Genomic DNA, 23,096 nt, shown 5'->3' with positions numbered 1-23,096 from the left:
GTCAGGCCTTTCCGAGATTTCTGGCGTTGCGGTTCACGAGGAAGAGCGCGGTGACGAGGCTGAGGATGGCGACGAGCATGAGGAATGTCGCCATCGCCAGGATGGAGGGTTCGATGTTGTCGCGCAGCCCCTCGAACATCTTGAGCGGAAGGGTCCGCTGGCCGGGCCCGGCGAGGAACAGCGTCACCACGACCTCGTCGAACGAGGTCATGAAGGCGAAAAGCGCCCCGGAGATGATCCCCGGCGAGATCACCGGCACCAGCACGGTCATGAAAGCCCTGAACGGCGAGGCGCCGAGGCTTGCCGCCGCCCGCAGCAGCCCCATGTCGAAGCCCTGCAGCGTCGCCGTCACGGTGATGAGGACGAACGGCGCGGACAGGACGGTATGGGCGATGATGACGCCCGGCATGCTCGCCGTCAGCCCGAGCTTCGCCATCAGGAAATACATCCCGAGGCCGCTGATGACGGGAGGAACGATCATCGGGGCGATGAGGAAGCCGAGGATGGCGGTCGGCATCGGCAGGTCGCGGCGGGCGAACGCATAGGCTGCCAGCGTGCCGAGGATCGTCGCCGCCGCCGTCGACACCGCGCCGACGATCAGGCTGTTCTTGAGGGAGGCAAGCCACGGCCCGTCGCCGAACACCCGCTCGTACCACTGCATGGACACGCCCGGCAGCGGATAGGAGAGGAAGCTTCCGGAGCTGAAGGACAGCGGAACGATGGCGACGAGCGGCACGACGAGGAACAGCATCATCACGACGCCGAAGGCGTAGTAGAGCGTCCGCACGGCCAGGGCTTGATGACGGTATTGCATGGGCGGCCTCACTTCAGTCCGGCGAGCTGCCGCACGCCCACCGTTCGCGCCGCGAGGAAGTAGACGACGACGGTGCACACGAGCAGGATGATGCCGAGTGCGGACGCCATGCCCCAGTTGATGGTGGTGTTGGCGAAGAACGCGATGAAATAGCCGATCATCTGGTCGCGGGCGCTCGCGACCAGCGACGGCGTGATGTAATAGCCGGCGGTGACGATGAAGGTGAGCAGCACGCCCGCGCCCACGCCCGGCAGCGTCATCGGCAGGTAGACGTTCAGGAAGCCGCGGACCGGATGTGCGCCGAGCGACGCCGAAGCCTTCATGAAATGCGACGGGATGCCCTTCATCGTGGAATAGAGCGGGAGCACCATGAACGGCAGCATCATGTGGATCATCACGATGTAGAGCCCGGTGGTGTTGAAGATGAGTTCGAGAGGCTCGCGTATGAGGCCGAGGGAGCCGAGGAGGGAGTTGACCAGCCCCTCGCGCTGGAGAAGCACGATCCAGGCGGAGGTCCGCGCCAGCAGCGACGTCCAGAACGGCAGCATCACCGCGATGATGAGGGCGATCGAGAACGGGCGCGGCGCGACGACCATCAGATTGGCGAGCGGGTAGCCGAGGAGCACGCACGCCGCCGTGACGACTGCCGCCGTCTTGAGCGTGCGCAGGAGGATGTCGATATAGGTGCGCTGCTCCTCGGGCGCCTGCACGATCCGGCCGGTATCGTCGACGGCGAGGTCCACCGCGGCCAGCATGTAGTAGGGCGTATAGGCCGGGGAGGCGCGTTTCATCGCGTGCCAGTAGCCCGGCTCCTCCCAGCGCTTGTCGATGTCGGCGAGGAAGCGGCGTGCCGCACCTTCCTCGGCCAGGCCGTCGGGCAGGGTGCGCAGCTTGCGGATGGTGCTTGTCAGGAGCGTGCGGTAGCCGCTGACCTCGTAGTTCAGGCGCCGCGCGGCCTCGCCAACGAGATTGCGCGGGGCGGCCGAGACCTCCTGCAGGAACGTCGTGAAGACGGCGTCGGGCGGCAGTTCGCCCTGATCCTGCGGCGTCCATCGCGACAGCGCCGCGGCGGTTTGCGGAACGGCCTTCAGCAGCTCGACATTCTCCACGGCCTTGTAGAGCATCATGCCGATCGGCAGCATGAAGGCCAGCAGGACGTAGACGAGCAGCGGCGCCACGAGCAGGAGGGACGTCGCGCGCCGGCGCTTGCCGGCCCGGTCCCATGCGTGGCGGATCGCTCTCGTCTCGGTGCCGTCTCGATCGGTCAGTGTCATCCGGTTCATGCCTCGGGAAGCCGTGCCGGGCGAGGGGCGCCCGGCACGGTTCGACGGTTTCCAGCGGGATTACTGGGCAACCCAGTTGGCGAAGCGTTCCGCCAGTTCCTCGCCGTGGTCAATCCAGAACTCCGCATCGAACCGGACGGCGTTCTTGAGGTTGTCGGGAGCCGACGGCAGCTTGGCCAGGCGCTCGGGCGCCAGGTCCTTCATCGCGTTGACGTTGCTGACGCCGTAGGCGATGCTGTTGGCGAAGGCCACCTGAGGTTCCTTCGACATGAGGAACTCGACGAAGTCGATGGACTGCTCGAGGTTGGGCGTGCCCTTCATGATGGCCCAGAACTCGACGGAATTGATCTGCCCGTCCCAGACGATCGTGAAGTTCTTGCCTTCCTTCTGCGCGTTGTCGACGCGGCCGTTATAGGCGGTCGTCATCACGACGTCGCCGGACGACAGCCATTCCTGCGGCTGCGCGCCGCTTTCCCACCACTGGATATGGGGCTTCAGCTCGTCGAGCTTGGCGAACGCCCTGTCCTGCCCTTCCTTGGTGGCGATGACGCTGTAGACCTCCGACGGCGGCACGCCGTCCGCCATCAGCGCCACTTCCATGGTCAGCTTCGCCGTCTTGCGCAGCCCGCGCTTGCCCGGCCACTTTTCCACGTTCCAGAAATCGGCCCAGTTCTTGGGGCCGTCGGTCAGCTTGTCGGCGTCGTAGGTCAGAATGTTCGCCCAGCTCAGCGCCCCGACCGCGCAATCCTTGAACTGGGAGGGATCGATCTCGTCGGCATGCGCCCGGGTCGACCAGTCGATGTCCTCGAGCAGACCCTGCTCGCATGCCATGGTGACTTCGTCGTCCTCCATCTGCATGACGTCCCAGGTGATGTTGCCGGCGTCGACCATCGCCTTCTGTTTTGCAAGGCCGCCGTTGGTGGTGTCCTCCAGGACCGTGATGCCCTTCGCCTTGGCGTACGGGGTGAAATAGGCCTCGCGGAAGGCGTCCTGAATCGCGCCGCCGAAGCCGACGACGGTCAGATCGCGCGCCTGGGCGGCGGAGTGGCCGGCGGCCGCGACGACGCCGGCAATAAGAAGCATCTTCATGTATTTACGCATGGTCCTGTTCCTCTCTTTCATCGTTGACTTCGTATCGCACTTTCCTTTTGCGACGGGGCATCCCCGCCTCAGACGAGAATTCGCATCGGGTTTTCGACGAGCTCCTTGAAGCGCGACAGCCATTGCGCGCCGACCGCGCCGTCTATCGCGCGGTGGTCGAGCGAAAGCGTCACGCGCATCATCCGTGCGTCGACGGCCATGCGGTCCCACGAGACGATCCGCTCCTCGATCGCCCCGACCGCGAGGATCGCGGCCTGCGGCGGGTTCACGATGGCGGTGAAATCGCTCACGCCGTACATGCCGAGATTGCTGATGGTAAACGACCCTCCGCGATATTCCTCCGGCCGCAGGGTGCCGTCGCGGGCACGCAGGGCGAGCTCCGCGATCTCGGCGGAAATGGTGGAGAGCGACTTGCTTCCGGCGTCCTTCACCACCGGCGTCATCAGCCCGCCGTCGGTCGCGACGGCGACGCAGATGTCCGTCCGCCGCAGGCTGAGGAGAGCGTCCTCGGTCCAGATGACGTTGCAGGCCGGAACCTCGTCGAAGGCGGTCGCGGCCGCCTTGACCAGGAAATCGGTAACCGACAGCCGACCGTCCGAAGGCCTGTCGGCGTTGATCCGGGCACGCAATTCGAGCAGCGCGTCGACGGCGATGTCGGCATTCAGGTAGAAGTGGGGGATCGTCCGCTTCGCCTCCGTGAGGCGCCGGGCAATCGTCCGGCGCATGGCGGAATGCGGGACGGCGACGTGCGGGATGTCCACCTCGACCGCGGCGGCGGGAGCGTCCGGAGCAGGGGCTTCCGCCGTCCGTGCCGGCGGTTCTGCGGCGGGCACGGCAGGGGATGCGGCGGCGAAGGCTTCGACATCGCCGCGCATGATGCGCCCGTGCGGCCCCGTTCCGCGGATGCCGTCCAGCGGGATGGCGGCCTCGCGCGCGAGCCGGCGGGCGAGCGGGCTGGCGAATATCCTTTTGCCCTTGTCCGATTCCGCCGGTTCGATCGCGGGCGCCGGCGTCGCATGGCCGTTCGCGGATGCTTGCTTTTCCGGGGCGGCGACCGACAGAAGCCGGGAAACCGCGGCGCTGTCTTCGCCTTCGTCCGTCAGGACGCCGATGGGCGTCTCGACGGCGACCGTTGCGCCGTCGCCGTGCAATATGCGGGCGATGCGGCCCGCCCTCGGGCTCGGAACCTCTATGACGGCCTTGTCGGTCTCGATCTCGGCAAAGGCCTCTCCGGCGGCGACCGCATCTCCCTCGGTTTTCAACCATCGGGCGATGGTGCCGTCGCGCGCGTTGGCGACGACGGAGGGCAGGACCAGGAACTCAGCCATTGCGGCGCTCCGGCAGGGCCGTCAACGCCGCCGCGACCTCCGCGCGACCGGCATAGGCCGCACGCTCGAGGACCTTGGAGATCGAGGGGGAGGCCTCGCGTCCGGTGACCCGCTCGACCGGGTGGTCCAGCCAGTCGAACAGCCGCTGCTGTATCTCGTCGGAAAGCCAGGCGCCGTAGGACGAGCCGCGCGGTCCCTGCTCCACGATCACGACCATGTTGGTCTTCTTCACACTTTCGGTGATGGTTTCCCAGTCGATGCCGGCGCGGTCCAGGCATCGCAGGTCGATGACTTCCGCATCCGTTCCCGTCTGCTCCACCGCATCGAGCGCCGCCTGGACCATGGCGGAATAGGTCAGGATCGTCACCGCCGATCCCCGGCGGCGCACCGCCGCCTTTCCGAAAGGAATGAAATAGTCGAGGTCGCCCGCCGGGGCCGGCCCCGTCGTCTGGTAGAGGTCGACATGCTCGATCACCAGGACCGGGTCGTTCGACGCGAGCGCCGTGTTCATCAGGCCGACATAGTCGAAGGGCGTCGACGGCGCGACGATCCGCCAGCCCGGCGAGGTCGCGAAAATGCCCGCCGGGTCCATCGAATGCTGCGAGCCGTAGCCGGTGCCGATCGCGATCTTCGTGCGCAGCACGAGCGGGATGGCCATGTCGCCGCCGAACATGTGGCGCGCCTTGCCGACCTGGTTGAACACCTGGTCGGCGGCGACCCACATGAAGTCGGGATACATGAACTCGACGACCGGGCGGTAGCGCCCGTCCATCGCAAGCCCGCCGCCGAGCCCCATGAAGGCGTTCTCGCTGATCGGCGTACCGAGGATGCGGTCGGGATACTTCGCCTTGAGGCCGCGCGTGGCGCCGTTGGTGCCGCCCTTCAGGCGGTGGATGTCCTCGCCCAGGATGACGATGCTCTCGTCCTTCTCCATGCGGCGGTCGAGCACGTCGGCGATGACGTCGACGAACTTGCGCTGCTCGATGGCGCCGGGAAAGCCGGATTGCTCGACATAGCGCAGGCCCGACAGTTCGGAGCCGTCGCTGCGGATCCCGACGTCGCAGAAGTCGGGCTTCGGCCAGAGTGCCGCCTTTATGGCCCGCCGGTTGTCGACGCGGTCGGTGAGCTCCTCGATGACCTCCTGCATGGCGAGCCTGCACTGCGCCCGCAGCGCGTCGACTGCCGCCTGGTCGGTCAGGCCGCGCGCGATCATCTCGCGGGCCACCCGATCCAGCGGATCCCTCGCTCTCCAGGCCTCCTCCTCCTCCTTCGTCCGGTAGCCGAAGGCGCTGCCGGGGAAGGAGCCGTTCTGGTGGAAGTAGCGGTAGACATCCGCCTCTATGATCGTCGGCCCCCTGCCGGCGCGCATGTGCGCCAGGGCCTCCTTCATGGCGAGGTTGACGGCGAGCGGGTCCATGCCGTCCACGTGCCAGGACGGAATGGCGAAGGCCTGTCCGCGGGCCGCGAGGCGGGTTTCCGCCGTCGATTCCTCGAGGCTGGTGGCGACCGCATACCGGTTGTTCTCGATGAAGAAACACAAGGGCAGGCGCCATGTCGCCGCGAGGTTCATCGTCTCCAGCACGGAGCCGATGTTGACCGCCCCGTCGCCGAAGTAGCTCACCGCGACCGCGTCCGTGCCGGACTGCTTGTGCGCGAAGGCGGCGCCGGCCGCCAGCGGCACGCCCCCTCCGACGATGGCGTTCGTGCCGAGGGCGCCCGCCTCGTGCCACCGCAGGTGCATGGATCCGCCGCGGCCGCCGCAGAAGCCCTCCGCAAGCCCCATGATCTCGGCAAGCGAGCGGCGGAGAAGCGACCGGACCGGGCCGTCGAAGCCCGTTCCCAGCGGCAGGCCTCCGGGCGCGACATAGTTCAGGGCCTTGGCGAGAAACTGGTGGTGTCCGCGATGCGAGCCGTTGATCTGGTCATCCGGCCTGAGCGGCAGGATGGAGCCGACCGCGCCGCCTTCCTGCCCGATGGAGGAATGCGCCGGGCCGTGGACCAGGCCCTCGTTCGCGAGTTCCAGCACCGCCTCCTCGAAGGTCCGGATGAGGTGAAGGGACGAGAGGACCGTTTCCAGCTCGCCGGCCTCCGCCCTATCCCAATCCTTCTTCGTCGTCGCGAACTCTAGCCAGCGGGTGGAACTCGATACGGTCTTCGTTTGCGGCATTTCATCCTCGACAGGCATAGCACGGCCATCGCCTGCGAAGGCCTCGCAGGCGGCAATGAGAGGCAAGCGTCACGCGCTCGGTGATCGGCGACTTGGATGTTTCCGGACGAGCCGGGTTCCCACGTTCTTGTTGTGGGGAAGTTTTCATTTTCGCAGTCCGATGTCAATGGATTGTATCCACAAATATCTAACAGGCGAGAATTTGCGAGATTAAACGGCATAAATCGCCTCGACAAATCCAACAATGTATCCAATGATCACAAGGAGGAGACAATGGCCATATGGCCTGAAAGGGCGAGGGATGTCTGAAGGCGATCGGGGGAACCGGAATGAAGGCATGGCGCAGCGGGGCGGGTTGCCCGGTCTGCGGGGCACCGAGCATATCGGCTTCACGGTTCCGGACCTGGAGCAGGCGGTGGACTTCTTCGTGAACGTCATCGGATGCGAGCCCTTCTACGAGCTCGGCCCGTTTTCCTCGGACGGCGATTGGATGGAGACGATGCTCAACGTGCATCCGCGCGCCGTGATGAAGAAGCTGAAATTCCTGCGGTGCGGCAACGGCTCCAATTTCGAGATCTTCGAGTATTCGTCTCCCGACCAGAACACGCGCCAGCCGCGCAACAGCGACATCGGTGGCCATCATCTCGCTTTCTACGTCGACGACATCGATGCCGCGCTGGACCATCTGCGCGCGAAGGGCGTCCGTATTCTCGGCGATCCCGTCGTGCGGACGGAAGGCCCCAGCGCCGGCCAGACGTGGGTATATTTCCTGGCGCCCTGGGGCATGCAGTTCGAGCTCGTGTCCTTCCCGAAGGGGAAGGCCTACGAGGCCGGCCTGTCGCGTTGCTTGTGGCACCCGGCCGATCCCGCGCGCTAGTACAGCCGCCCCGGCCGGGCGAGATTGCAGGCCCGCTCGCCAAATCGGTGGACGGGAGCGGGATGTTGTCTGCTATATCTGCGGCGCCGTCACAGCCTGTGCGAGGAGCTCACTTTCATGAATGACGCCACCTTGGGTCTGCGGGTCGCGGGAGAGATTCGCCAGAAGATCATCAGCGGCGAGTTCGCGCCGGGCCTGCGCATTCGCCAGGAGGAGCTGGCCGAGCAGTTCGGCACGAGCCGCGTGCCGGTGCGCGAGGCCCTCAAGCAGCTCGAAAGCGAGGGCCTCGTCATCATCGTGCCCAACAGCGGCGTCTGGGTCGCGCGGGTCGATATCGAGGAATGCGTCGAGATGTGGAAGATCCGCGAGCGGATCGAGCCGCTCGCTCTCAGCGAGAGCCTGCCGCACCTGACCGACGAGGATATCCGCGGGCTGGAGGAGGTCTGCCAGACCATCGACAGGACGACGGACGTCGAGGATTTCCTGAGGCTCGACCGGCAGTTCCATCTCGCGAGCTATCGCGCGACGGCCATGCCGCGGCTCATCCCGATGATCGAGCGCATCTGGAACACCACGCAGCATTACCGCCGGGCCTACACGATGCTGCTCGGCCGGGAGCGCTACTGGATCATCCAGTGTGAGCACCGCCTTCTCATGGAGGCGATCAAGCGGCGCGACGTCGAGGACGCCGAGCGGGCGCTCTACAGCCACATCCGCCGCACCCGCATGGAGCTGGAGCGGAACCGGTCGGTCTTCAGCAACATGTCGTTCTAGGCGGAAGTCCGTCCGCGCCCCCGGTGGAACCTTTTGTCCGGAGGCGAATTGGCCTTCCTCTAGCGCGGGAGGGTCGATTCCGATGACGCACGACGAAATCGTATCTGTTCTGGGGCCGGTCGACGAGGAGCTCCTCGTGGAGCTGAACGCGACCGGCGCATCGCTCGATGAGCTGCGGGAAGCCTGGGCATGGCTGCACGGCGACGAGGCGCTGATGGGGTCGGGCCGGCCGCTGCCGGGGACCCGCGTCGGCAGGCTGATCGACCTGCTGGAGCCGGACGAGGAGGAATAGTCAGCCATCCTTCTGAAGAAGGGAAAGCGCCGATCCCGCGACGATGAGGGCGCATCCGAAGGCGAGGCCGGTCGCAAGCGAGCCGGTCGCGTCGATGACGAGGCCGATGGCGAAGGGGCCGAGCGTCTGCCCTATCCCGAACGAGACGGTGAAGACGCCGATCGCGGTCGTCCTGCTTTCCATAACGACGTTTCGCCTGATGAAATCGGTCGTGGCGGCGACCACCGTGAAGAAGACGGCGCCGAACACGACGGCCGACAGGATCGCGGCTGGAAACGACCGTGCGCAGAGCGGGATGGCCGCGCCGAGCGCATTGAGGCCGACGAGGATCGCGAAGGCGTGCGCATGGCGGCGGCGGGCGAGCATCCGCGCCCACAGCCAGGGGGCCGTCATCGAGGAGAGGCCGATCGCCATCCAGAAGGCGCTGGTGTGCCAGGCGGGCCGGCCGCTGTCGCGCAGATAGGCGACCATGAACGTCATGTAGCCGATGGAGCCCGCGCCGAAGGCCGCGTAGCCGACGAGTATCCATTTGTGGACAAGCGGCTGGTAAGCGGCGTGGGCGGGTCTCGCCCGTCCGCGCAGGCCGGCGGGCGACGTCGCGGCATAGCCGGCCACCGCGAAGAGGATGCCGGCCGCGCCCAGCAGGAACCAGGCGCTCCGCCAGCTTTCCGCGCCGTGGAGAGCCAGCCATTGCGGCACGAAGAGGCCCGTCAGCGCGATGCCGAAGCCGGCGCCGGCGTAGAACAGGCCGACGACCACCGCGCCGCGATCCGGATGGTCGGCCGCGATGGCCGCCGCTATCGCGCCGCCGGTGACGAAGATCCAGGCGCCCGATATGCCGGAGAGCAGGCGAAAGACGCTGAGGGCCGTGAAGTCGCCGGTGGCGCCGAGCGCGAGGACCGCGAGAACGGTGACGACGGCGCCGAGGCCGTATGTCCGCGCGGCGCCGAGCCGCCGGGCGGCGACGGCGGCCGTCGTCGCACCGAGGATGTAGCCGATGGCGTTGATCGTGTTCATCCAGCCGGCTTCGGAATAGGACCAGCCGAGATCCTCCCGCATCGGCGGCAGCAGCAGGCCGTAGGCGAAGCGGGCGATGCCGAGCCCCAGCGCCGGACCGAGCGCGAGCAGCCCGACCTTCAGGAGCGGGTTCATCGTCATCGGCCGCCCGCCATGCCGGCGGCGGCTGCGGGGAAGGGGGTGAGGATCGCCGCGGCGGCGAAGGGAGCGCCTCTTGCGGCTATGCGAACGGATATCAACAGCGAGGCCCAGATTGCGCAGAGGTCTCACATGTGGCCGAAGTCGCGGATATTGACAAGCGGAAGCTCGCGGTCCCCGGTCCGGCAGAAGACGAATTCGTCTCGCGGACCGGGGACGGGCCTCAGTTGAACTCCCTCTCCAGGGCGTCGGCGAGTTCGAAGAGGTCGACCGTCGCCCCGTAGGTCGCGACATTGTAGATCGGGGCGTTGCGGTCGGTGTTGACGGCGACGATCGTCTCCACGTGCTTCATGCCGTGCAGGTGCTGGACCGCGCCGGAAATGCCGAGCGCGATATAGAGCTTGCAGTTCTGCGCCACCTTGCCGGAAAGGCCCACCTGGTGCGCCTTGGGCAGCCAGCCGGAATCGGCGATCGGCCGCGAGCAGCCGAAGGTGGCGCCCAGCCGCTCGGCGAGCGCCCGGAAACGCTCGATGTTCTTCTCGTCCTGAATGCCGCGGCCGACCGAAAGGATGAACTCCGCCTTGGTGATGTCGACGTCGGCGGGCGGGGGATCGACATAGTCCCTGTGCTCCGCCGCGCGGACGGCGGCGGCCTGCAGGTCGAGCGGCACGATGCGCAGCGGCGCGCTGCCGGCCGGCGGCGGCTTGGCGCTGCCGCCGCGCAGCATCAGCGTCGTCACGCACGAAGCGGAGACGTCGATCTTCGTCAGCACCTTGTTGCCGTAGCCGCCGCGCAGCGCGAGCAGCCGGCCGCCTTCCGCCTCGACCCCGAAGGCGTCGCTGACGAAGCTGCCGCCGAGCCGGACGGCGAGCGCCGGGCCGAAGCCCATGCCGTTGACGGTGTGGCCGAGCATGACGAGCCGGGGTTTCATCTCCAGCGCGAGGCGATGGGCCGCTTCCTCGTAGACGGCGGGGTCGAAATGCTCGCCGGCCTCCACCGCCAGCACCTCGTCGACCCCGTCGAGCGCGAGTTCCGCATGAAAGCGTACCGGGTCCGCGGCGATCACCGCGACCACGAGCGGCCCGCCGACGGCGGCCTTCAGCTCGCGCGCGAGGCCGATCACCTCGCCGGTCTGTGCGCTCAGATTGCCGCGCAGATGCTCGGCGACGACCAGAATCCCACCCATCTCAACCTCCCTTCTTCTCGCGGACGATGGCCGCGACGCGCGCGGCGATCTCGGCCGCGGACCCTTCGAGCATCGCGGCCTGGCCGACCGGTGGCCGGTCCATCGCGGCAACCCGGCGGCCGGTCGCCTCCGCGCCGATCGCCTCCATCGCGGCGTCCGCCACGGGCTTAGACCGTGCTTCCTTGATCATGCGCATGGTCGCGTAGCGCGGCACGTTGGCACCCGACTGGATCGACAGCACCGCCGGCGCGGGCAGGCTCTGGCGATGGCGCACGCCGCCCTCCAGCTCGCGGGTGATGTCGAGGCGCCCCTTGCCGTCCCATTGCATCTCCACGACCACCGCGGCATGCGGCCAGCCGAGGATGCCGCCGAGGGCGGCGGCGGTCGCGCCGTTGGCGAAGTCGCTCGACTGGACGCCGGTCAGCACCAGGTCCGCCGCCTCCAGCGAGGCCACCCCGGCGAGCAGCGCGGCCACGGCGATCGGATCGGCGGGGGAGACGGCGTCGCTCCAGACGCGGACGCCGCGATGCGCCCCCTTGGCGAGCGCCTTGCGCAGCGACGGCTCGGCCTCCTCCGAGCCGATGGTGACGGCCACCACCTCGCCTTCGCCCAGGCCCTCGACGAGCTGCAGGGCCGCCTCGATCGCCGTCTCATCGAACTCGTTCAGCTGGTAGTCGAGGTCTTCCGGCACGACGTCGAGGCCGTCGGGGCGGAAGCGGAACTCGTCGCCGAGCTTGCCGACATGCTTGACGGCGACGAGGATGCGGAGCCCCGTCTTGGCCGGCCGGTCGTAGTCGGCGAGGATTGCCGGCGCGACGGGCGCGACCGACCATTCGCCGGACGCGGCCGGCACAGCGTCCACCACCGCCGGCTCCGCGGCGATATCGGTGGGTTCGGCGGCGGGCAGGACGGGCGGGGCGACCAGCAGCCGGCCGGACTGGGCGGCGAGCGCCTGGATCAGTTCCGGCACCACGCGCGCGGTCACCTTCTCGGCCAGGCTCTCGGCGATGCGGTTCGCGAGCTCCGGCAGGTAGTTCGCGGGGATCGCCCGCAGCTCGACCGCCTCGGCGACCAGTTCGGCGATGTCGGCGACGAGGAAATCGCCCTCGTGGCCGCTCGCCTTTCTTGCATCCTCGAACATCGTCAGATCCTTCGGGCAACAGGTTACGAATATGTCGATATTCCCGAGCGCCGCCGCCTCGTGCATGCGGCCGTGGGAGGGCTTTTCCACGCCCGGCGGATCGGGCGTCCAGATGCGGCCGCCGCCGGCGCCGCAGCAGAAGGAATTGTCGCGCGAGCGCGGCATCTCCACGAGCTCGCAGCCGATGGCGCGCAAGACCCGCCGCGGCGCGTCGTATTCCTTGTTGAGCCGGCCGAGATGGCAGGGGTCGTGATAGGTCACGCGCCTGCCGAGCGGCTTCGTCACCTTGAGGCGCCCGCTCTCCAGCCAGTCGGCGAGCACGTTGGTGTAGTGCAGCACCTTGCGGCCCTTGACGGCCTCGCCGTACTCGTTGCGCAGCGTGTTCAGCGAATGCGGGTCGGTGGTGACGATCCAGTCGAAGGCCGATTGCGCCATCTGCGCGCCGTTGTGGGCCGACAGCGCCTCGAACAGGCCTTCCTCGCCGACCCGGCGGATGTCGTTGCCGGCCGTGCGCTCGCCGTCGAACAGGATGCCGAAGTCGAGGCCGCCGGCGTTGAAGAGCCGGGCGACGAGGCGCGAGATCGTCTGCGAGCGCGGATCGAAGGAGGCGAAGTCGCCGACGAACCACAATGCCTCGACCGGCTCCTTGCGCGCGTCCTTGACGGGGAATTCGAGCTCGCGCGTCCAGGCGCCGCGCTTGCGGGCCGGCTCGCCGAAGCTGTTGCCGACATTGGCGACCGTCTCCAGCACGCCGCGCAGCGTCGGGTCCATCTCGCCCTTGTCGACGAGCGCCCGGCGCATCTTGAGGATCTTCACCGGCTGCTCGATGCCGACCGGACAGATCTCGGCGCAGGCGCCGCAGGAAAGACAGGCCCAGAGCGTCTCGGGCGGGATCACGTGGTGCGGATCGGCGGCGCCGTCGCCGGACTGCGCGAGCAGCCGCAGGTCGAGGATGACGTCGCGCGGGCTCAGCGGATAGTTGCTGTTGCGTGCCGGGCAGGCGTCGTGGCAGCGGCCGCATTTGGTGCAGGCGTCGAAATGCAGGAGGTCGCGCCAGGAGAAGTCGTCCATGCGCGTGACGCCGACCGGGTCGCCCTCGGCGACGGCCGGCAGACGCGCGACGCTGCGGCTGTCGCGTACGGCAAGCGAGCCGAAGGCGGCGACCATGTGCTTGCCCTTGGTCCAGGCGACGCCGGCGATGAAGGAAAGCGCCAGCACGCCGTGGATCCACCAGTTGGCCCGGCGCACCGCCGCCGCCCCCGCCGCATCGAGGCCGAGGCCGGAGAGCAGGCCGCCGAGCGCGGCACCCACGGGCGAGAGGTCGGAAAGCGGCGGCCTGTCGACGATCAGGCGCACGGCCTCCTGCAGGAAGCCGGAGAGCGCGATCAGGAGCAGCGTGACGAGGAACACCCAGTCCTCGACCTTCCAGGCGGTCGCCCGCGGCAGCGGCGCGGTGTCGCCGCGGTAGCGGCGCACGTAATCGAGCTTCGCAAGCCCGAACCAGGCGCGGCGCGCGATCATCATGACGAGACCGGCGACCAGCATCACCCCGGCGATGTCCATCACCAGGCTGAAGCCGAGGTAGAACCAGCCCTTCCAGAAGGTCTGGCCGGTGAGCGGCTTGACGATGTCGTATTCGAGCGTGATGGTCGAGGTGCCGACGAAAAGCGTCGCGAAGCCGAAGAAGATCAGCCGGTGCGCGGCTCCCGCATAGGGATCGCGGCGGCTCAGCGTGCGGTGGGTGACGACGTCGTCGAGCATGAGCCGCAGGCCGCCCCGCCAGTCGACCGGCACGCCGGCCGGCCGGCCGCGGCGATAGCGCAGGATGTGCTGCGCCAGCCCGACGACGAAGGCCGCCATGGCCGCGATCGCGATCAGGTAGAACATCCCGAAGGCGAACGGGGAGAATTGCGAGAACAGTTCGCGCGTTTGCATGATGCTGGCTCCGAGGGGCGGCGGCGCCCCGCATCGCGCGGGACGCCGCCTTGCCGGTCAGACGGCGGGCTCGACGACCGGACGGCGGTCGCCGAGGGCGGGCACGGTCTCCGATCCCCAGAGCTGCCGCTCGCGGATCCACGGCAGCGGGTACTGCGGGTGCTCGCTGTCGAACTCGCGCGCCAGCCGGTGGCCGTCGAAGACGGCGTCGGAGATCTGGCGCGGCGCGTGGCAGTCGCCGACCCTGTAGACGGCCTGCAGGCCGTTCTTCTCCCATTCGTCGCGCCGCTGCCTGAGCTCGGCGAAGAGCCCGTGGTTCGGCACGCGCGAGGTGACGAGGATGACGGCGTCGGCGTCGAGCACCGTGACGTCGGTGCCTTCGCGGCGCGGCATCTTGCCGTTTTCCGGATCGGTCAGCGCCCAGCCGTGGCGATAGAGGTAGAACAGGGTGAGCTTGCCGTTCTCGTAGGACTCGACCCAGTGGTTGCGCAGGATGGCGATGCCCTTCTCGTGCATCATGCGCTTGTTGTTCTGCACCTCCATGGTGAACTGGCTGTATTCGGCCGGGTCCGACATGTTGGTGACGAGCGTCACCTTCTTGCCGAGGTCGGCGGCGAGCTCCGCCATGCTGACGCCGGTGAAGTGGCCGTCGCCGTCGAGCACCACGACGCGCTCGCCGGGGATCGGCTTGCCGGCCATGATCTGCTCGGGCGTGAGACAGGTCGGCAGCGAGGCGTCGCAGCCGGGAAGCGTGCCGTGGCCCTCCGCGCCGAGGCCGTCGGTCGCCCAGTGCGAGCCGGTGGCGATCACCACCTTGTCGGCGCCGTAGGCGAGCACGTCGTCGGCCGTCATCCTGCCGACGCCGAGATGCACCTCGACATTCTTCATCTTGGAAAGCTGGAGCTGACGATAGGTGGTAACGCGGCCCCATTCGTTCATGCGCGGATAGCGGATGACGTCGCGCAGGTGCCCGCCGAGCTCGGCCTCGGCCTCGCGCAGGTGCACGTCATAGCCACGCTCGCCGAGCACGCGGGCGCATTCCATGCCGGCCGGGCCGCCGCCGACGACCAGGACGGAGCAGGGATCGCTCGTCTTGGTGAAGCGCTCCGGATGCCAGCCGCGGCGGTATTCCTCCATGGCGGTGGCGTTCTGGGTGCAGTTGAGCAGGCCGGACTGGTTGAACTTGGAGACGCACTGATTGCAGCCGATGCACTCGCGGATGTCCTCGGGCCGGCCCTGCTCGATCTTCTTCGGCAGGAAGGGATCGGCGATCGACGGACGGGCGGCACCGATGATGTCGGCGATGCCGCCGCGGATGACGGCGACCATGTCGTCGGGGCTCGTGTAGCGGCCGTTGACGACCACCGGCGTGTCGCCGACGACGCCCTTGGTCTCCCGCACGAAGGGCAGCATCCAGCCCGACTTGCGGAAGCGCGAGGTGCCCGCGTCCTCGCCCCATTCCTCGTAGTCGCCGATCTTCACGGCCCAGAGGTCGCAGACGCCTTCCCTGTGCATCAGCTCGACGAAGCGGATGCCCTCGTCCTTGGCCTGCAGGCCGTGCGGCCCCTGCAGGGTATCGAGCTCGAAGCGGGTGGTGATGGCGCTGGTGTCGCCGCAGGCCTTCTTCAGCGCGGTCATGATCTCGATATAGAGGCGGGCGCGGTTCTCCAGCGAGCCGCCGTACTTGTCGGTGCGCTTGTTATAGCGCCGTTCAAGGAACTGGATCGGCACCGTGCTGTCGCCGCCCGTCACTTCGAGCAGGTCGAAGCCGGCGTCCTGCGCCCGCTTGGCGGCCAGCACGTACATGTTGATGATCGCCTTGATGTCGTCCTCGTCGCACTCGGCGGCATAGACCGTGCGCGCCGGCAGCAGGTTGGAGGGAAGACAGGAGGCCGAGCGCGGCACCTCGCGCGATTCGAGCCGCGGCGAATGGATGCCGCCGTACCAGAGCTGCACCCCGGAAAGACAGCCGTGCTTGTGGATTTCGTCGCACATGGCGCCGAGATTGCGCACGTCGCCCTCGTCCCACAGGCGGGCGGAGGTGTAGGGGAATTCATCGGATTCCGGATGGATGGAACAGAATTCGGTGAAGACGACGCCCCAGCCGCCTTCGGCCTTGGTGCCGCGGAACAATGCCTGCGTGCCGGGCCGCTCCGAGCCGACGCCGGCACAGTGCGACGTCTGGAAGAACCGGTTCGGCGACACTTTCGGGCCGATCTTCACCTTGTCGAACAGGATATCGTATTTCTGGTCACGCGCCATTTCCCAAACCTCCTCCATTCAGGGACTTCACGATGGTGTCCGCATGGATCTTCGCAAGGCGCGTGCCAGCTTGAAATCTTCCTTGCGATTCAGAGGGTTGTGCGCATTCGATGTGCGCTGCGCCGCACGCGGCAGCGAGGAATGCTGCGTATTCCCAGCGACGGTGATGATTTTCAGCAGCGGAGGCGGCGCAGCCTATTCCTGCAGCTTGCGCAGCAGCGAGGCGATGTCGATGCCGAGCGCGCGGGCGGCCTGCCGTTTCGACGGCGCGGCCTTCAGCGCGGCGTCGATCAGGCGCTTCTCGTAGGCCTTCACCCGCTCCTTGAGCGGGCGGTCTTCCGTCCCGTCCCAGCCGTCCTCGTCGGGCAGGTCCTGTGCTCCCACCGGCGCGTTCGCGGGCGGCGACAGCATCTGCGGCGGCAGGTGCTCCACGCCGGCCACCTCGTCGGCGAGCAGGTCGAGGCGGCCGATGATGCCGAGAAGCTCGCGCATGTTGCCCGGATAGGAATGCTCGATCATCCGCCTGCGACAGTCCTCCGAGAGCGTCAGGCGGCGCTTGCGCGTGAGGTTCAGGTTGGCGATCAGCGTGTCGATCAGGCCGGGCAGCTCGTCGCGGTATTCGCGCAGCGGCGGCACCGTGAGCGGGATCATGGCGATGCGATAGTAGAGGTCCTCGCGGAAGCAGCGCTCGCGCACGTCCTCGGCGAGATCCCGGTTGGTGGCGCAGACGACGAAGACGTCGACGGCCTTCTGGCGCACGCCGCCGACCGGCTGGATGCAGCCGTCCTCCAGGAATTTCAGGAGCTTGGCCTGCTGTGAGCGCGGCATGTCGCCGATCTCGTCGAGGAACAGCGTGCCGCCGTTCGCCGCCTCGATGAAGCCTGGCTTGCCGCTCGCCAGCGCCCCGGTGAAGGCGCCGCGCTCGTAGCCGAACATCTCCGCCTCGAACAGGCTCTCGCTGATGCTCGAACAGTTGACGTGGACGAAGGGCCGGTCGAGACCGGCCGCCTGGCGGTGCATCTGCATGACGAGCGTGGTCTTGCCGACGCCGGTCTCGCCGAGCAGCAGGATGCGCCGGCGCGCCTGGAACGCGCGCACGCCGAACTCGATCAGCGGCTCGAGGCGGCTCTGGTAGAGCGGCAGGACGTCGCTGCGCAGCAGCGGGCGCTGCTCGCCGGTCTTCGGCCGGGCGGCAACGGCGGCGGCCGGCGGATGGAACAGGGCGAGGCGGGCGGCGGGCGCGCCGGCCTGCGCCAGCGCGTAGAGCGATACGCGGATGTCGCCCGGCTCCTCCCGGGCGCGCAGCAGCAGGCTGCGGTGGCCGACGGAGAAGCCGGCGACGAGCGGCTTCAGGTCGATGCGGCTCCTGGCCGAGACGATCTCGGCCGAAACGCCGCAGGCGACCGAGCGGTGGACGCCGGTGCTCTTCTCCGCCGCCTTGTTGAGCGCGACGATGCGGCCCTCGCCGTCGAAGACGATCACGGCCTCATTCAGGACGTCGAGGAACTGGCGGAAGCCCTCCTCCTGACAGAGGCCGATGAGGGCGACCGGATCGATGCTGTTGGGATTGGGGTCGAGGCGGAACGGGGCGATCTGGGTGCGCTTCACGGCGACGCTCCCGCATTCGCGTCGAGAAGACGGGCCGTGACGGCGAGATAGGCGGTGCCTTCCGCCCCCTGGCCCTGCTCGGCGACGACCTGCCAGCGGCTGGTGACGAGATGGTGGCGCGGCTGGCCGGAGGCGAGCGGTAGCGGCAGCACGATTTCCCGGTACTCGCCGGCGCCTGCGGAGCGGAAGGCCATGCGGGCCGTCACCTGGCCGAGCGTGCCGAAGGCGAGGCGCCAGGCGATGTTCTCGGTAATGACGGTGCCGTCCGAGCGGATGAGACAGGCGGGAAGCGGCAGGAACTCGAAGGCGAGGGCGGCGCAGTCGACGCGCTCGCTGTGCGCGCCGAAGCGGCCGGGCTTCACCTCGCGCAGCGTTCCCCAGAGCCGGTAGAGCTTGCCGTCGACGATGTGGGCGCGCACGTCGTTTTCCATCAGCACGGGCGTGCCGTCGTGGCGGACGTCCTCCGAGATCGCGCCCTCGACCTGGAAGCCGTTGGCGATGACCTCGCGGATGAAGGCCTCGTTGACGGCGTTGCGCGGCCAGTGGACGCGGACGTCGTGGTCGTTGAGGTCGCTCTCGTCGTTGAGGCCGTAGGCCCGCGCCATGGCGGTGTTGCACATGCACCAGACCGAGGGGTGCTCGAAGATCTGGTCGACGATCTCGTCGACGTCGAGCTTGACGTCGACCGGCCGCTCGTAGCGGATGCACCAGATCGCCTCGCGGGCCTTCTGGATGAGCGCCCACATGATCTCGTTGCTCTCGGCGAGCCCCTGGAACGCGGCGCCGTTGTCGAGGCCCGGCGCCTTGAAGACGTCGAGGACGGGATTTTCCGGCGGTCCGCCGCGCACGGCGATCGCCATCAGCTCGATCCGGCCGCCGTCCGCGTGCAGCATCGTCACGGGAAAGGCGCTCGAAGACCGCCCGTCCTTCGCCAGCATCGCCTGTATCTGCCGCATCGAGGCGGCGTCGTAGAGCCGTGCCGCGGCGCTGCCGATCATGGTGCGCGCGGAATGGCCGAGAAGACCCGCCTCCGCCGCGCTGACCGCAAGCAGCCGCGCCTCGCCGTCGATACGGTCGAAAAAGAGATCCTCGGGGAAACCGGCCGGTTCCACCGCCTGACGCCTGTTCATCGCGCGTCCTCCCAGCGCTGCGTGAATGCTGCGATACTCCAGCAGAAATGCTGCGACTACGCAACAAGCGTCCGCCCGTGAATTGGCATTTGCTAATAACATATTGATATTAAATTAATATCGAGAGTGGCACGGTTCGTGCTTTTCTATGGCCGACCCTGCGGGGGCGAGGGAGGCATGGCGGCAGGCACGGGGGGTGCGCCGCCGACGACAGACAGGATGCGCGCCCAACTGCAGGATCGCGCCTTCGCCGATTCCACGCCCTTTGCCGGCGAGGAGCGGCGGGGCCGCAGGTTTCTGTCATGCGGATACATAATGGAGGAGCAAATGGCCGCAAAGGAAATGAACGACAGGGCGGACGACGCCCAGCTGGAGGCGCTGGGATATACGGCGTCCTTCGACCGCAAGATGTCGCTGTGGGCGAACTTCGCCCTCGGCTTTACCTATCTGTCGCCGGTCGTCGGCGTCTATACGCTGTTCGGCTTCGCGCTCGCCACCGGCGGCGCGCCGATGTTCTGGAGCTACCTGCTGGTCGGCATCGGCCAGTTCCTGGTCTGTCTCGTCTTCGCCGAGATCGTCTCGCAATACCCGATCGCCGGCGGCGTCTATCCGTGGGCGCGCCGTCTGATCGGCGACCGCTGGGGCTGGATGACGGGCTGGATCTATCTCTGGGCGCTCGCCACCACCGTCGCCGCCGTGGCGATGGGGGCCGGCCCCTATCTCGCCGCGCTCGTCGGCTTCGAGCCGTCGCCCTTCGTCAACACGGTGACGGCGATGCTGATCATCGCGGGGTCGACGCTCTTCAACCTCGCCGGCACGCGGGTGCTGGCCCGCGTCGCCATGATGGGCTTCCTCTGTGAGCTCGGCGGGGCGCTCGCCGTCGGCGCCTGGCTTCTCATCTTCGGGCGGGAGCAGTCCCTCTCCGTGCTGTTCGACACGGTCTCCGTCGTCGGCGAGGGCAGCTATCTCCCGGCGTTCCTCGCCGCGGGGCTTGCCGGCATCTTCCAGTACTACGGCTTCGAGGCCTGCGGCGACGTCGCCGAGGAAGTGCCGAACCCGAGCCGGGCGATCCCGCGGGCCATGCGCCTCACCATCTATATCGGCGGCGCGGCGGCCATGTTCGTCTGTCTCGCGCTGATCCTCGCCGTCAAGGACATCGGCGCGGTCATCGCCGGCCAGGACACCGACCCGGTCTGGACCGTGCTCACCACCAATTTCGGCGAGGGCGGCGCCCGCGTCGTCCTGCTCGTCGTGCTGGTGTCGTTCCTGTCCTGCGTGCTCAGCCTTCAGGCGGCGGCAAGCCGCCTGATGTTCTCCTTCGCCCGCGATGGCATGCTGCCGGCCTCGAAGGTGCTGGTGCGGCTCTCGTCCGCCCACGTCCCGAGCGTCGCGCTCATCATCTGCGGCATCGTGCCGGCGATCATCGCGCTCGGCGGCTACTTCCTCAGCAACGCGATCGCCGTCGTCGTCAGCTTCGCCGCCGTCGGCATCTATATCGCCTTCCAGATGGTGGTCTTCGCGGCGATCGTCGCGCGCCTGCGCGGCTGGAAGCCGTCCGGGCCGTTCAACCTCGCCGGCTGGGGCGTGCCGGTGACGTTCCTCGCCTTCGCCTACGGCGTCTCGGCCATCATCAACCTCGCCTGGCCGCGCCTGCCGGATGCGAACTGGTACGAGAACTATGCGGTGATCCTGACCAGCGTCGTCGTGGTGGTGGCCGGCCTGATCGTGCTGCCGTTCATGCGCACGGGCGCCGTGCGTGCGGCCGTCGCCGGCCAGTAGGAGCCGGGGCGGCGGGCGGAGACGCCCGCCGCCCGCCGAAGCACAATCCGCAAGGAGAGATCCATGGATACCGAAATGCTTGTCGGCGGCCGCTTTCTCGACGGAGAAGGCGCCGCGCAGGACGTCCTCAACCCCAAGACCGGCGCGGTCGTCACGAGCCTTGCCGAGGCGAGCGCGCCGCAGGTGGAGGCGGCCGTCGCCGCCGCCGCGCGCGCCTTTGAAAAATGGTCGGCGACGACGCCGGCCGAGCGCTCCGGCTATCTCCTGAGGATCGCCGACGCGATCGAGGCGGACGCCGACGGCTTCGCCGCGCTGGAATCGCTGAACTGCGGCAAGCCGATCAATGCCGTGCGCAACGACGAGCTGCCCGCCATCGTCGACTGCTGGCGCTTCTTCGCCGGCGCGGTGCGCGCGCTGCACGGGCCGGTGGCGGCGGAATACCTGCCCGGCCACACCTCGATGATCCGGCGCGACCCGCTCGGCATCGTCGGCTCGATCGCGCCGTGGAACTATCCGCTGATGATGATGACGTGGAAGCTCGCCCCGGCGCTCGCTGGCGGCAACACCGTCGTCTTCAAGCCCTCGGAGCTGACGCCGCTGACCGCGCTGAAGATGGCGAGGCTGCTTTCCGGCATCCTGCCGGAGGGCGTGATCAACATCGTGCTCGGCCGCGGCGAGACGGTCGGCAATGCCATCATCAGTCACCCGGCCGTCGACATGGTCTCGATCACCGGCGACATCGCCACCGGCAAGAAGGTGCTCGCCGCCGCGGCCGGCACCGTCAAGCGCACCCATCTGGAGCTCGGCGGCAAGGCGCCGGTCATCGTCTACGACGACGCCGACATCGACGCCGTCGTCCAGGGCATCCGCACCTTCGGCTATTACAATGCCGGCCAGGACTGCACGGCCGCCTGCCGCCTCTACGTCCAGGACGCCGTCTACGAGACGCTCGTCGCCGATCTCTCCGCCGCCGTCTCGACGCTCGCCTACGACCGGCCCGACGACACGGAGAACGAGCTCGGTCCGCTGATCTCCAGGCGCCAGCGCGACCGGGTCGAGAGCTTCGTGGCGCGGGCGGCCGAGCAGAAGCATATCGAGATCGCCACCGGGGGCGCGGTCGCCGGCGGCGAAGGTTTCTTCTTCCAGCCGACCGTGGTCGCCGGCGCGCGCCAGGACGACGAGATCGTCCGCCGCGAGGTGTTCGGCCCGGTCGTCTCCGTCACCCGCTTCTCCGACGCCGAACAGGCGGTCGCCTGGGCGAACGACAGCGACTACGGGCTCGCCTCCTCGATCTGGACGAAGGACGTCTCGCGGGCAATGCGGACGGCGAGCCGGCTGCGCTACGGCTGCACCTGGATCAACACCCATTTCATGCTGGCGAGCGAGATGCCGCACGGCGGCCTGAAGCAATCCGGCTACGGCAAGGACATGTCCGTCTACGCGCTGGAGGACTATACCGCCGTCCGCCATGTGATGATCGCCCACGGTTGACGCGGCGTCGCAACGAGTGCCGCCGCCGGCAGCGTGCCGCGGCGGCGCCTTTGATCCTTGTGCAAGTCCTGCCGGATCTTCCGCCTGTGTCACGGAAAAGGGGGTTCAGCGGACCTCGATCCGTGACATCGCCAAGGTGTCCCGGCGTCAGCCTTTCCAACATCTACTATTACGTCGGTAACAGGGAGGACTCTGGCGCGAGATCCTCCAGCGTTCCGTCCAGGCGCTGCCGGGACGGCTGCGTGCGGCCTGGAAAAGGCTTCGACGCCGCGCGCGCAGTACGGCGTGCTGACCCGCGAGCATCTGATGGCCGCGGCCGAGCATCAGCGCGAGCTGCCGATGCTTCTCGCGCAGCGGGCGCAGTTAGGCAGGGGCAGCTGCGAGGAGACGGTCGCGATCCAGCGCGAGATCCTTGAGATCTATTCGGAGGTGGCAGCGGGCCGTCGGCCCGCTATCAGCGCAGGTGCCAGTTGATGACGCCGAGCACGCGCTCCGGCTCGAGGCCGTGCATCAGGAAATCGTCGATGTCGTCCGGCGGCGTCCGCCGCGACTGACGAACCGGAGGCGTGCCCGCGAAACGCGGCAAGGAACGCAGCCGCTTGAGGAAGGATTACGGCAGGCTGACGACGATGCGCTGCCGCTCTTCCGCGGCGGTGCGCAGGCCCTGCCGGCGCTGACGGTCGAGCGCGGGTGGTGCTGGTCGAGAAGTTCCCGGCTATCCGCTTCCGGGACGGCATCCGCCGGCACGGCCGCACGGCTTCCGGCTATATCGG

The 23,096-nt window shown here is 68.1% G+C and carries 18 protein-coding genes; 6 read left to right on the top strand and 12 right to left on the bottom strand.

From position 1 onward, the window contains the following. Position 1 precedes the first annotated feature (1 nt). From NNZ72_RS16815 to NNZ72_RS16795, 5 genes are all read right to left on the bottom strand, one after another. The gene (locus NNZ72_RS16815; protein ID WP_257316562.1) at positions 2 to 814 is read right to left on the bottom strand and encodes an ABC transporter permease; all 813 of its coding nucleotides are present in this window, start codon (positions 812 to 814) and stop codon (positions 2 to 4) included. Positions 815 to 822: 8 nt separating this feature from the next. Then, the gene (locus NNZ72_RS16810; protein ID WP_257316560.1) at positions 823 to 2,088 is read right to left on the bottom strand and encodes an ABC transporter permease; all 1,266 of its coding nucleotides are present in this window, start codon (positions 2,086 to 2,088) and stop codon (positions 823 to 825) included. 69 nt (positions 2,089 to 2,157) lie between these two features. Then, positions 2,158 to 3,198, bottom strand: a complete 1,041-nt coding sequence (locus NNZ72_RS16805) for an ABC transporter substrate-binding protein (protein ID WP_257316558.1) — start codon at positions 3,196 to 3,198, stop codon at positions 2,158 to 2,160. 68 nt (positions 3,199 to 3,266) lie between these two features. Continuing rightward, complete coding sequence (locus NNZ72_RS16800) at positions 3,267 to 4,526, bottom strand: dihydrolipoamide acetyltransferase family protein (protein ID WP_257316557.1); 1,260 nt, start codon at positions 4,524 to 4,526, stop codon at positions 3,267 to 3,269. Continuing rightward, on the bottom strand, positions 4,519 to 6,693 hold the full coding sequence (locus NNZ72_RS16795; RefSeq protein WP_257316556.1) for an alpha-ketoacid dehydrogenase subunit alpha/beta: 2,175 nt from the start codon (positions 6,691 to 6,693) through the stop codon (positions 4,519 to 4,521). The genes NNZ72_RS16800 and NNZ72_RS16795 overlap by 8 nt, the downstream gene beginning before the upstream one ends. Positions 6,694 to 7,030: 337 nt before the next feature. Here NNZ72_RS16795 and NNZ72_RS16790 point away from each other — a divergent pair, with 337 nt between their 5' ends. The 3 genes from NNZ72_RS16790 (at position 7,031) to NNZ72_RS16780 (ending at position 8,636) form a co-directional block, all read left to right on the top strand. Next, positions 7,031 to 7,570 (top strand): VOC family protein, encoded by a 540-nt coding sequence (locus NNZ72_RS16790; RefSeq protein WP_257316555.1) that lies wholly within the window; start codon positions 7,031 to 7,033, stop codon positions 7,568 to 7,570. Between the two features lie 117 nt (positions 7,571 to 7,687). Next, positions 7,688 to 8,344, top strand: a complete 657-nt coding sequence (locus tag NNZ72_RS16785; protein WP_257316553.1) for a GntR family transcriptional regulator — start codon at positions 7,688 to 7,690, stop codon at positions 8,342 to 8,344. Between the two features lie 82 nt (positions 8,345 to 8,426). Continuing rightward, positions 8,427 to 8,636, top strand: a complete 210-nt coding sequence (locus tag NNZ72_RS16780) for a hypothetical protein (RefSeq protein WP_306766340.1) — start codon at positions 8,427 to 8,429, stop codon at positions 8,634 to 8,636. Here the strand turns inward: NNZ72_RS16780 and NNZ72_RS16775 are convergent, their stop codons facing one another. From NNZ72_RS16775 to NNZ72_RS16750, 6 genes are all read right to left on the bottom strand, one after another. Further along, entirely contained in the window at positions 8,637 to 9,794 is a 1,158-nt protein-coding gene (locus NNZ72_RS16775) for a YbfB/YjiJ family MFS transporter (protein WP_257316552.1), read from the bottom strand. It lies immediately after the preceding gene. Positions 9,795 to 10,014: 220 nt separating this feature from the next. Then, positions 10,015 to 10,977 (bottom strand): electron transfer flavoprotein subunit alpha/FixB family protein, encoded by a 963-nt coding sequence (locus NNZ72_RS16770; protein ID WP_257316550.1) that lies wholly within the window; start codon positions 10,975 to 10,977, stop codon positions 10,015 to 10,017. A 1-nt stretch (position 10,978) separates the two neighbouring features. Beyond that, positions 10,979 to 14,053, bottom strand: coding sequence for a heterodisulfide reductase-related iron-sulfur binding cluster (locus tag NNZ72_RS16765; RefSeq protein ID WP_257316549.1), 3,075 nt, complete (start codon positions 14,051 to 14,053; stop codon positions 10,979 to 10,981). A gap of 57 nt (positions 14,054 to 14,110) precedes the next feature. Next, entirely contained in the window at positions 14,111 to 16,315 is a 2,205-nt protein-coding gene (locus NNZ72_RS16760) for an oxidoreductase (protein ID WP_257316548.1), read from the bottom strand. 195 nt (positions 16,316 to 16,510) lie between these two features. Beyond that, a complete protein-coding gene (locus tag NNZ72_RS16755) occupies positions 16,511 to 17,923 on the bottom strand; it encodes a sigma 54-interacting transcriptional regulator (RefSeq protein ID WP_257316547.1) in 1,413 nt (470 codons plus the stop codon). Next, positions 17,920 to 19,053, bottom strand: coding sequence for a hypothetical protein (locus NNZ72_RS16750; RefSeq protein ID WP_257316546.1), 1,134 nt, complete (start codon positions 19,051 to 19,053; stop codon positions 17,920 to 17,922). Before NNZ72_RS16750 ends, NNZ72_RS16755 begins: the two co-directional genes overlap by 4 nt. A gap of 327 nt (positions 19,054 to 19,380) precedes the next feature. Between NNZ72_RS16750 and NNZ72_RS16745 the strand changes: the two genes are divergently transcribed. The 3 genes from NNZ72_RS16745 to NNZ72_RS16735 all read left to right on the top strand — a co-directional run bounded on the left by NNZ72_RS16745 (position 19,381) and on the right by NNZ72_RS16735 (position 22,797). After that, entirely contained in the window at positions 19,381 to 20,832 is a 1,452-nt protein-coding gene (locus NNZ72_RS16745) for an APC family permease (RefSeq protein WP_257316545.1), read from the top strand. A 63-nt stretch (positions 20,833 to 20,895) separates the two neighbouring features. Continuing rightward, on the top strand, positions 20,896 to 22,323 hold the full coding sequence (locus NNZ72_RS16740; protein WP_257316544.1) for a gamma-aminobutyraldehyde dehydrogenase: 1,428 nt from the start codon (positions 20,896 to 20,898) through the stop codon (positions 22,321 to 22,323). A gap of 285 nt (positions 22,324 to 22,608) precedes the next feature. Then, on the top strand, positions 22,609 to 22,797 hold the full coding sequence (locus NNZ72_RS16735) for a hypothetical protein (protein WP_257316543.1): 189 nt from the start codon (positions 22,609 to 22,611) through the stop codon (positions 22,795 to 22,797). Here the strand turns inward: NNZ72_RS16735 and NNZ72_RS16730 are convergent. Beyond that, on the bottom strand, positions 22,778 to 22,909 hold the full coding sequence (locus NNZ72_RS16730) for a hypothetical protein (RefSeq protein ID WP_257316542.1): 132 nt from the start codon (positions 22,907 to 22,909) through the stop codon (positions 22,778 to 22,780). The genes NNZ72_RS16735 and NNZ72_RS16730 overlap by 20 nt on opposite strands. Positions 22,910 to 23,096: the final 187 nt, after the last annotated feature.

Source organism: Shinella pollutisoli (assembly GCF_024609765.1).
Lineage (GTDB): Bacteria > Pseudomonadota > Alphaproteobacteria > Rhizobiales > Rhizobiaceae > Shinella > Shinella pollutisoli.
This window is presented reverse-complemented; position numbering and strand designations above follow the sequence as displayed.

Coding starts and splice junctions, on each gene's coding strand:
- NNZ72_RS16815 (WP_257316562.1), bottom strand. CDS start 814: ATGCAATACCGTCATCAAGCCCTGGCCGTGCGGACGCTCTACTACGCC.
- NNZ72_RS16810 (WP_257316560.1), bottom strand. CDS start 2,088: ATGACACTGACCGATCGAGACGGCACCGAGACGAGAGCGATCCGCCAC.
- NNZ72_RS16805 (WP_257316558.1), bottom strand. CDS start 3,198: ATGCGTAAATACATGAAGATGCTTCTTATTGCCGGCGTCGTCGCGGCC.
- NNZ72_RS16800 (WP_257316557.1), bottom strand. CDS start 4,526: ATGGCTGAGTTCCTGGTCCTGCCCTCCGTCGTCGCCAACGCGCGCGAC.
- NNZ72_RS16795 (WP_257316556.1), bottom strand. CDS start 6,693: ATGCCGCAAACGAAGACCGTATCGAGTTCCACCCGCTGGCTAGAGTTC.
- NNZ72_RS16790 (WP_257316555.1), top strand. CDS start 7,031: ATGGCGCAGCGGGGCGGGTTGCCCGGTCTGCGGGGCACCGAGCATATC.
- NNZ72_RS16785 (WP_257316553.1), top strand. CDS start 7,688: ATGAATGACGCCACCTTGGGTCTGCGGGTCGCGGGAGAGATTCGCCAG.
- NNZ72_RS16780 (WP_306766340.1), top strand. CDS start 8,427: ATGACGCACGACGAAATCGTATCTGTTCTGGGGCCGGTCGACGAGGAG.
- NNZ72_RS16775 (WP_257316552.1), bottom strand. CDS start 9,794: ATGACGATGAACCCGCTCCTGAAGGTCGGGCTGCTCGCGCTCGGTCCG.
- NNZ72_RS16770 (WP_257316550.1), bottom strand. CDS start 10,977: ATGGGTGGGATTCTGGTCGTCGCCGAGCATCTGCGCGGCAATCTGAGC.
- NNZ72_RS16765 (WP_257316549.1), bottom strand. CDS start 14,053: ATGCAAACGCGCGAACTGTTCTCGCAATTCTCCCCGTTCGCCTTCGGG.
- NNZ72_RS16760 (WP_257316548.1), bottom strand. CDS start 16,315: ATGGCGCGTGACCAGAAATACGATATCCTGTTCGACAAGGTGAAGATC.
- NNZ72_RS16750 (WP_257316546.1), bottom strand. CDS start 19,053: ATGAACAGGCGTCAGGCGGTGGAACCGGCCGGTTTCCCCGAGGATCTC.
- NNZ72_RS16745 (WP_257316545.1), top strand. CDS start 19,381: ATGGCCGCAAAGGAAATGAACGACAGGGCGGACGACGCCCAGCTGGAG.
- NNZ72_RS16740 (WP_257316544.1), top strand. CDS start 20,896: ATGGATACCGAAATGCTTGTCGGCGGCCGCTTTCTCGACGGAGAAGGC.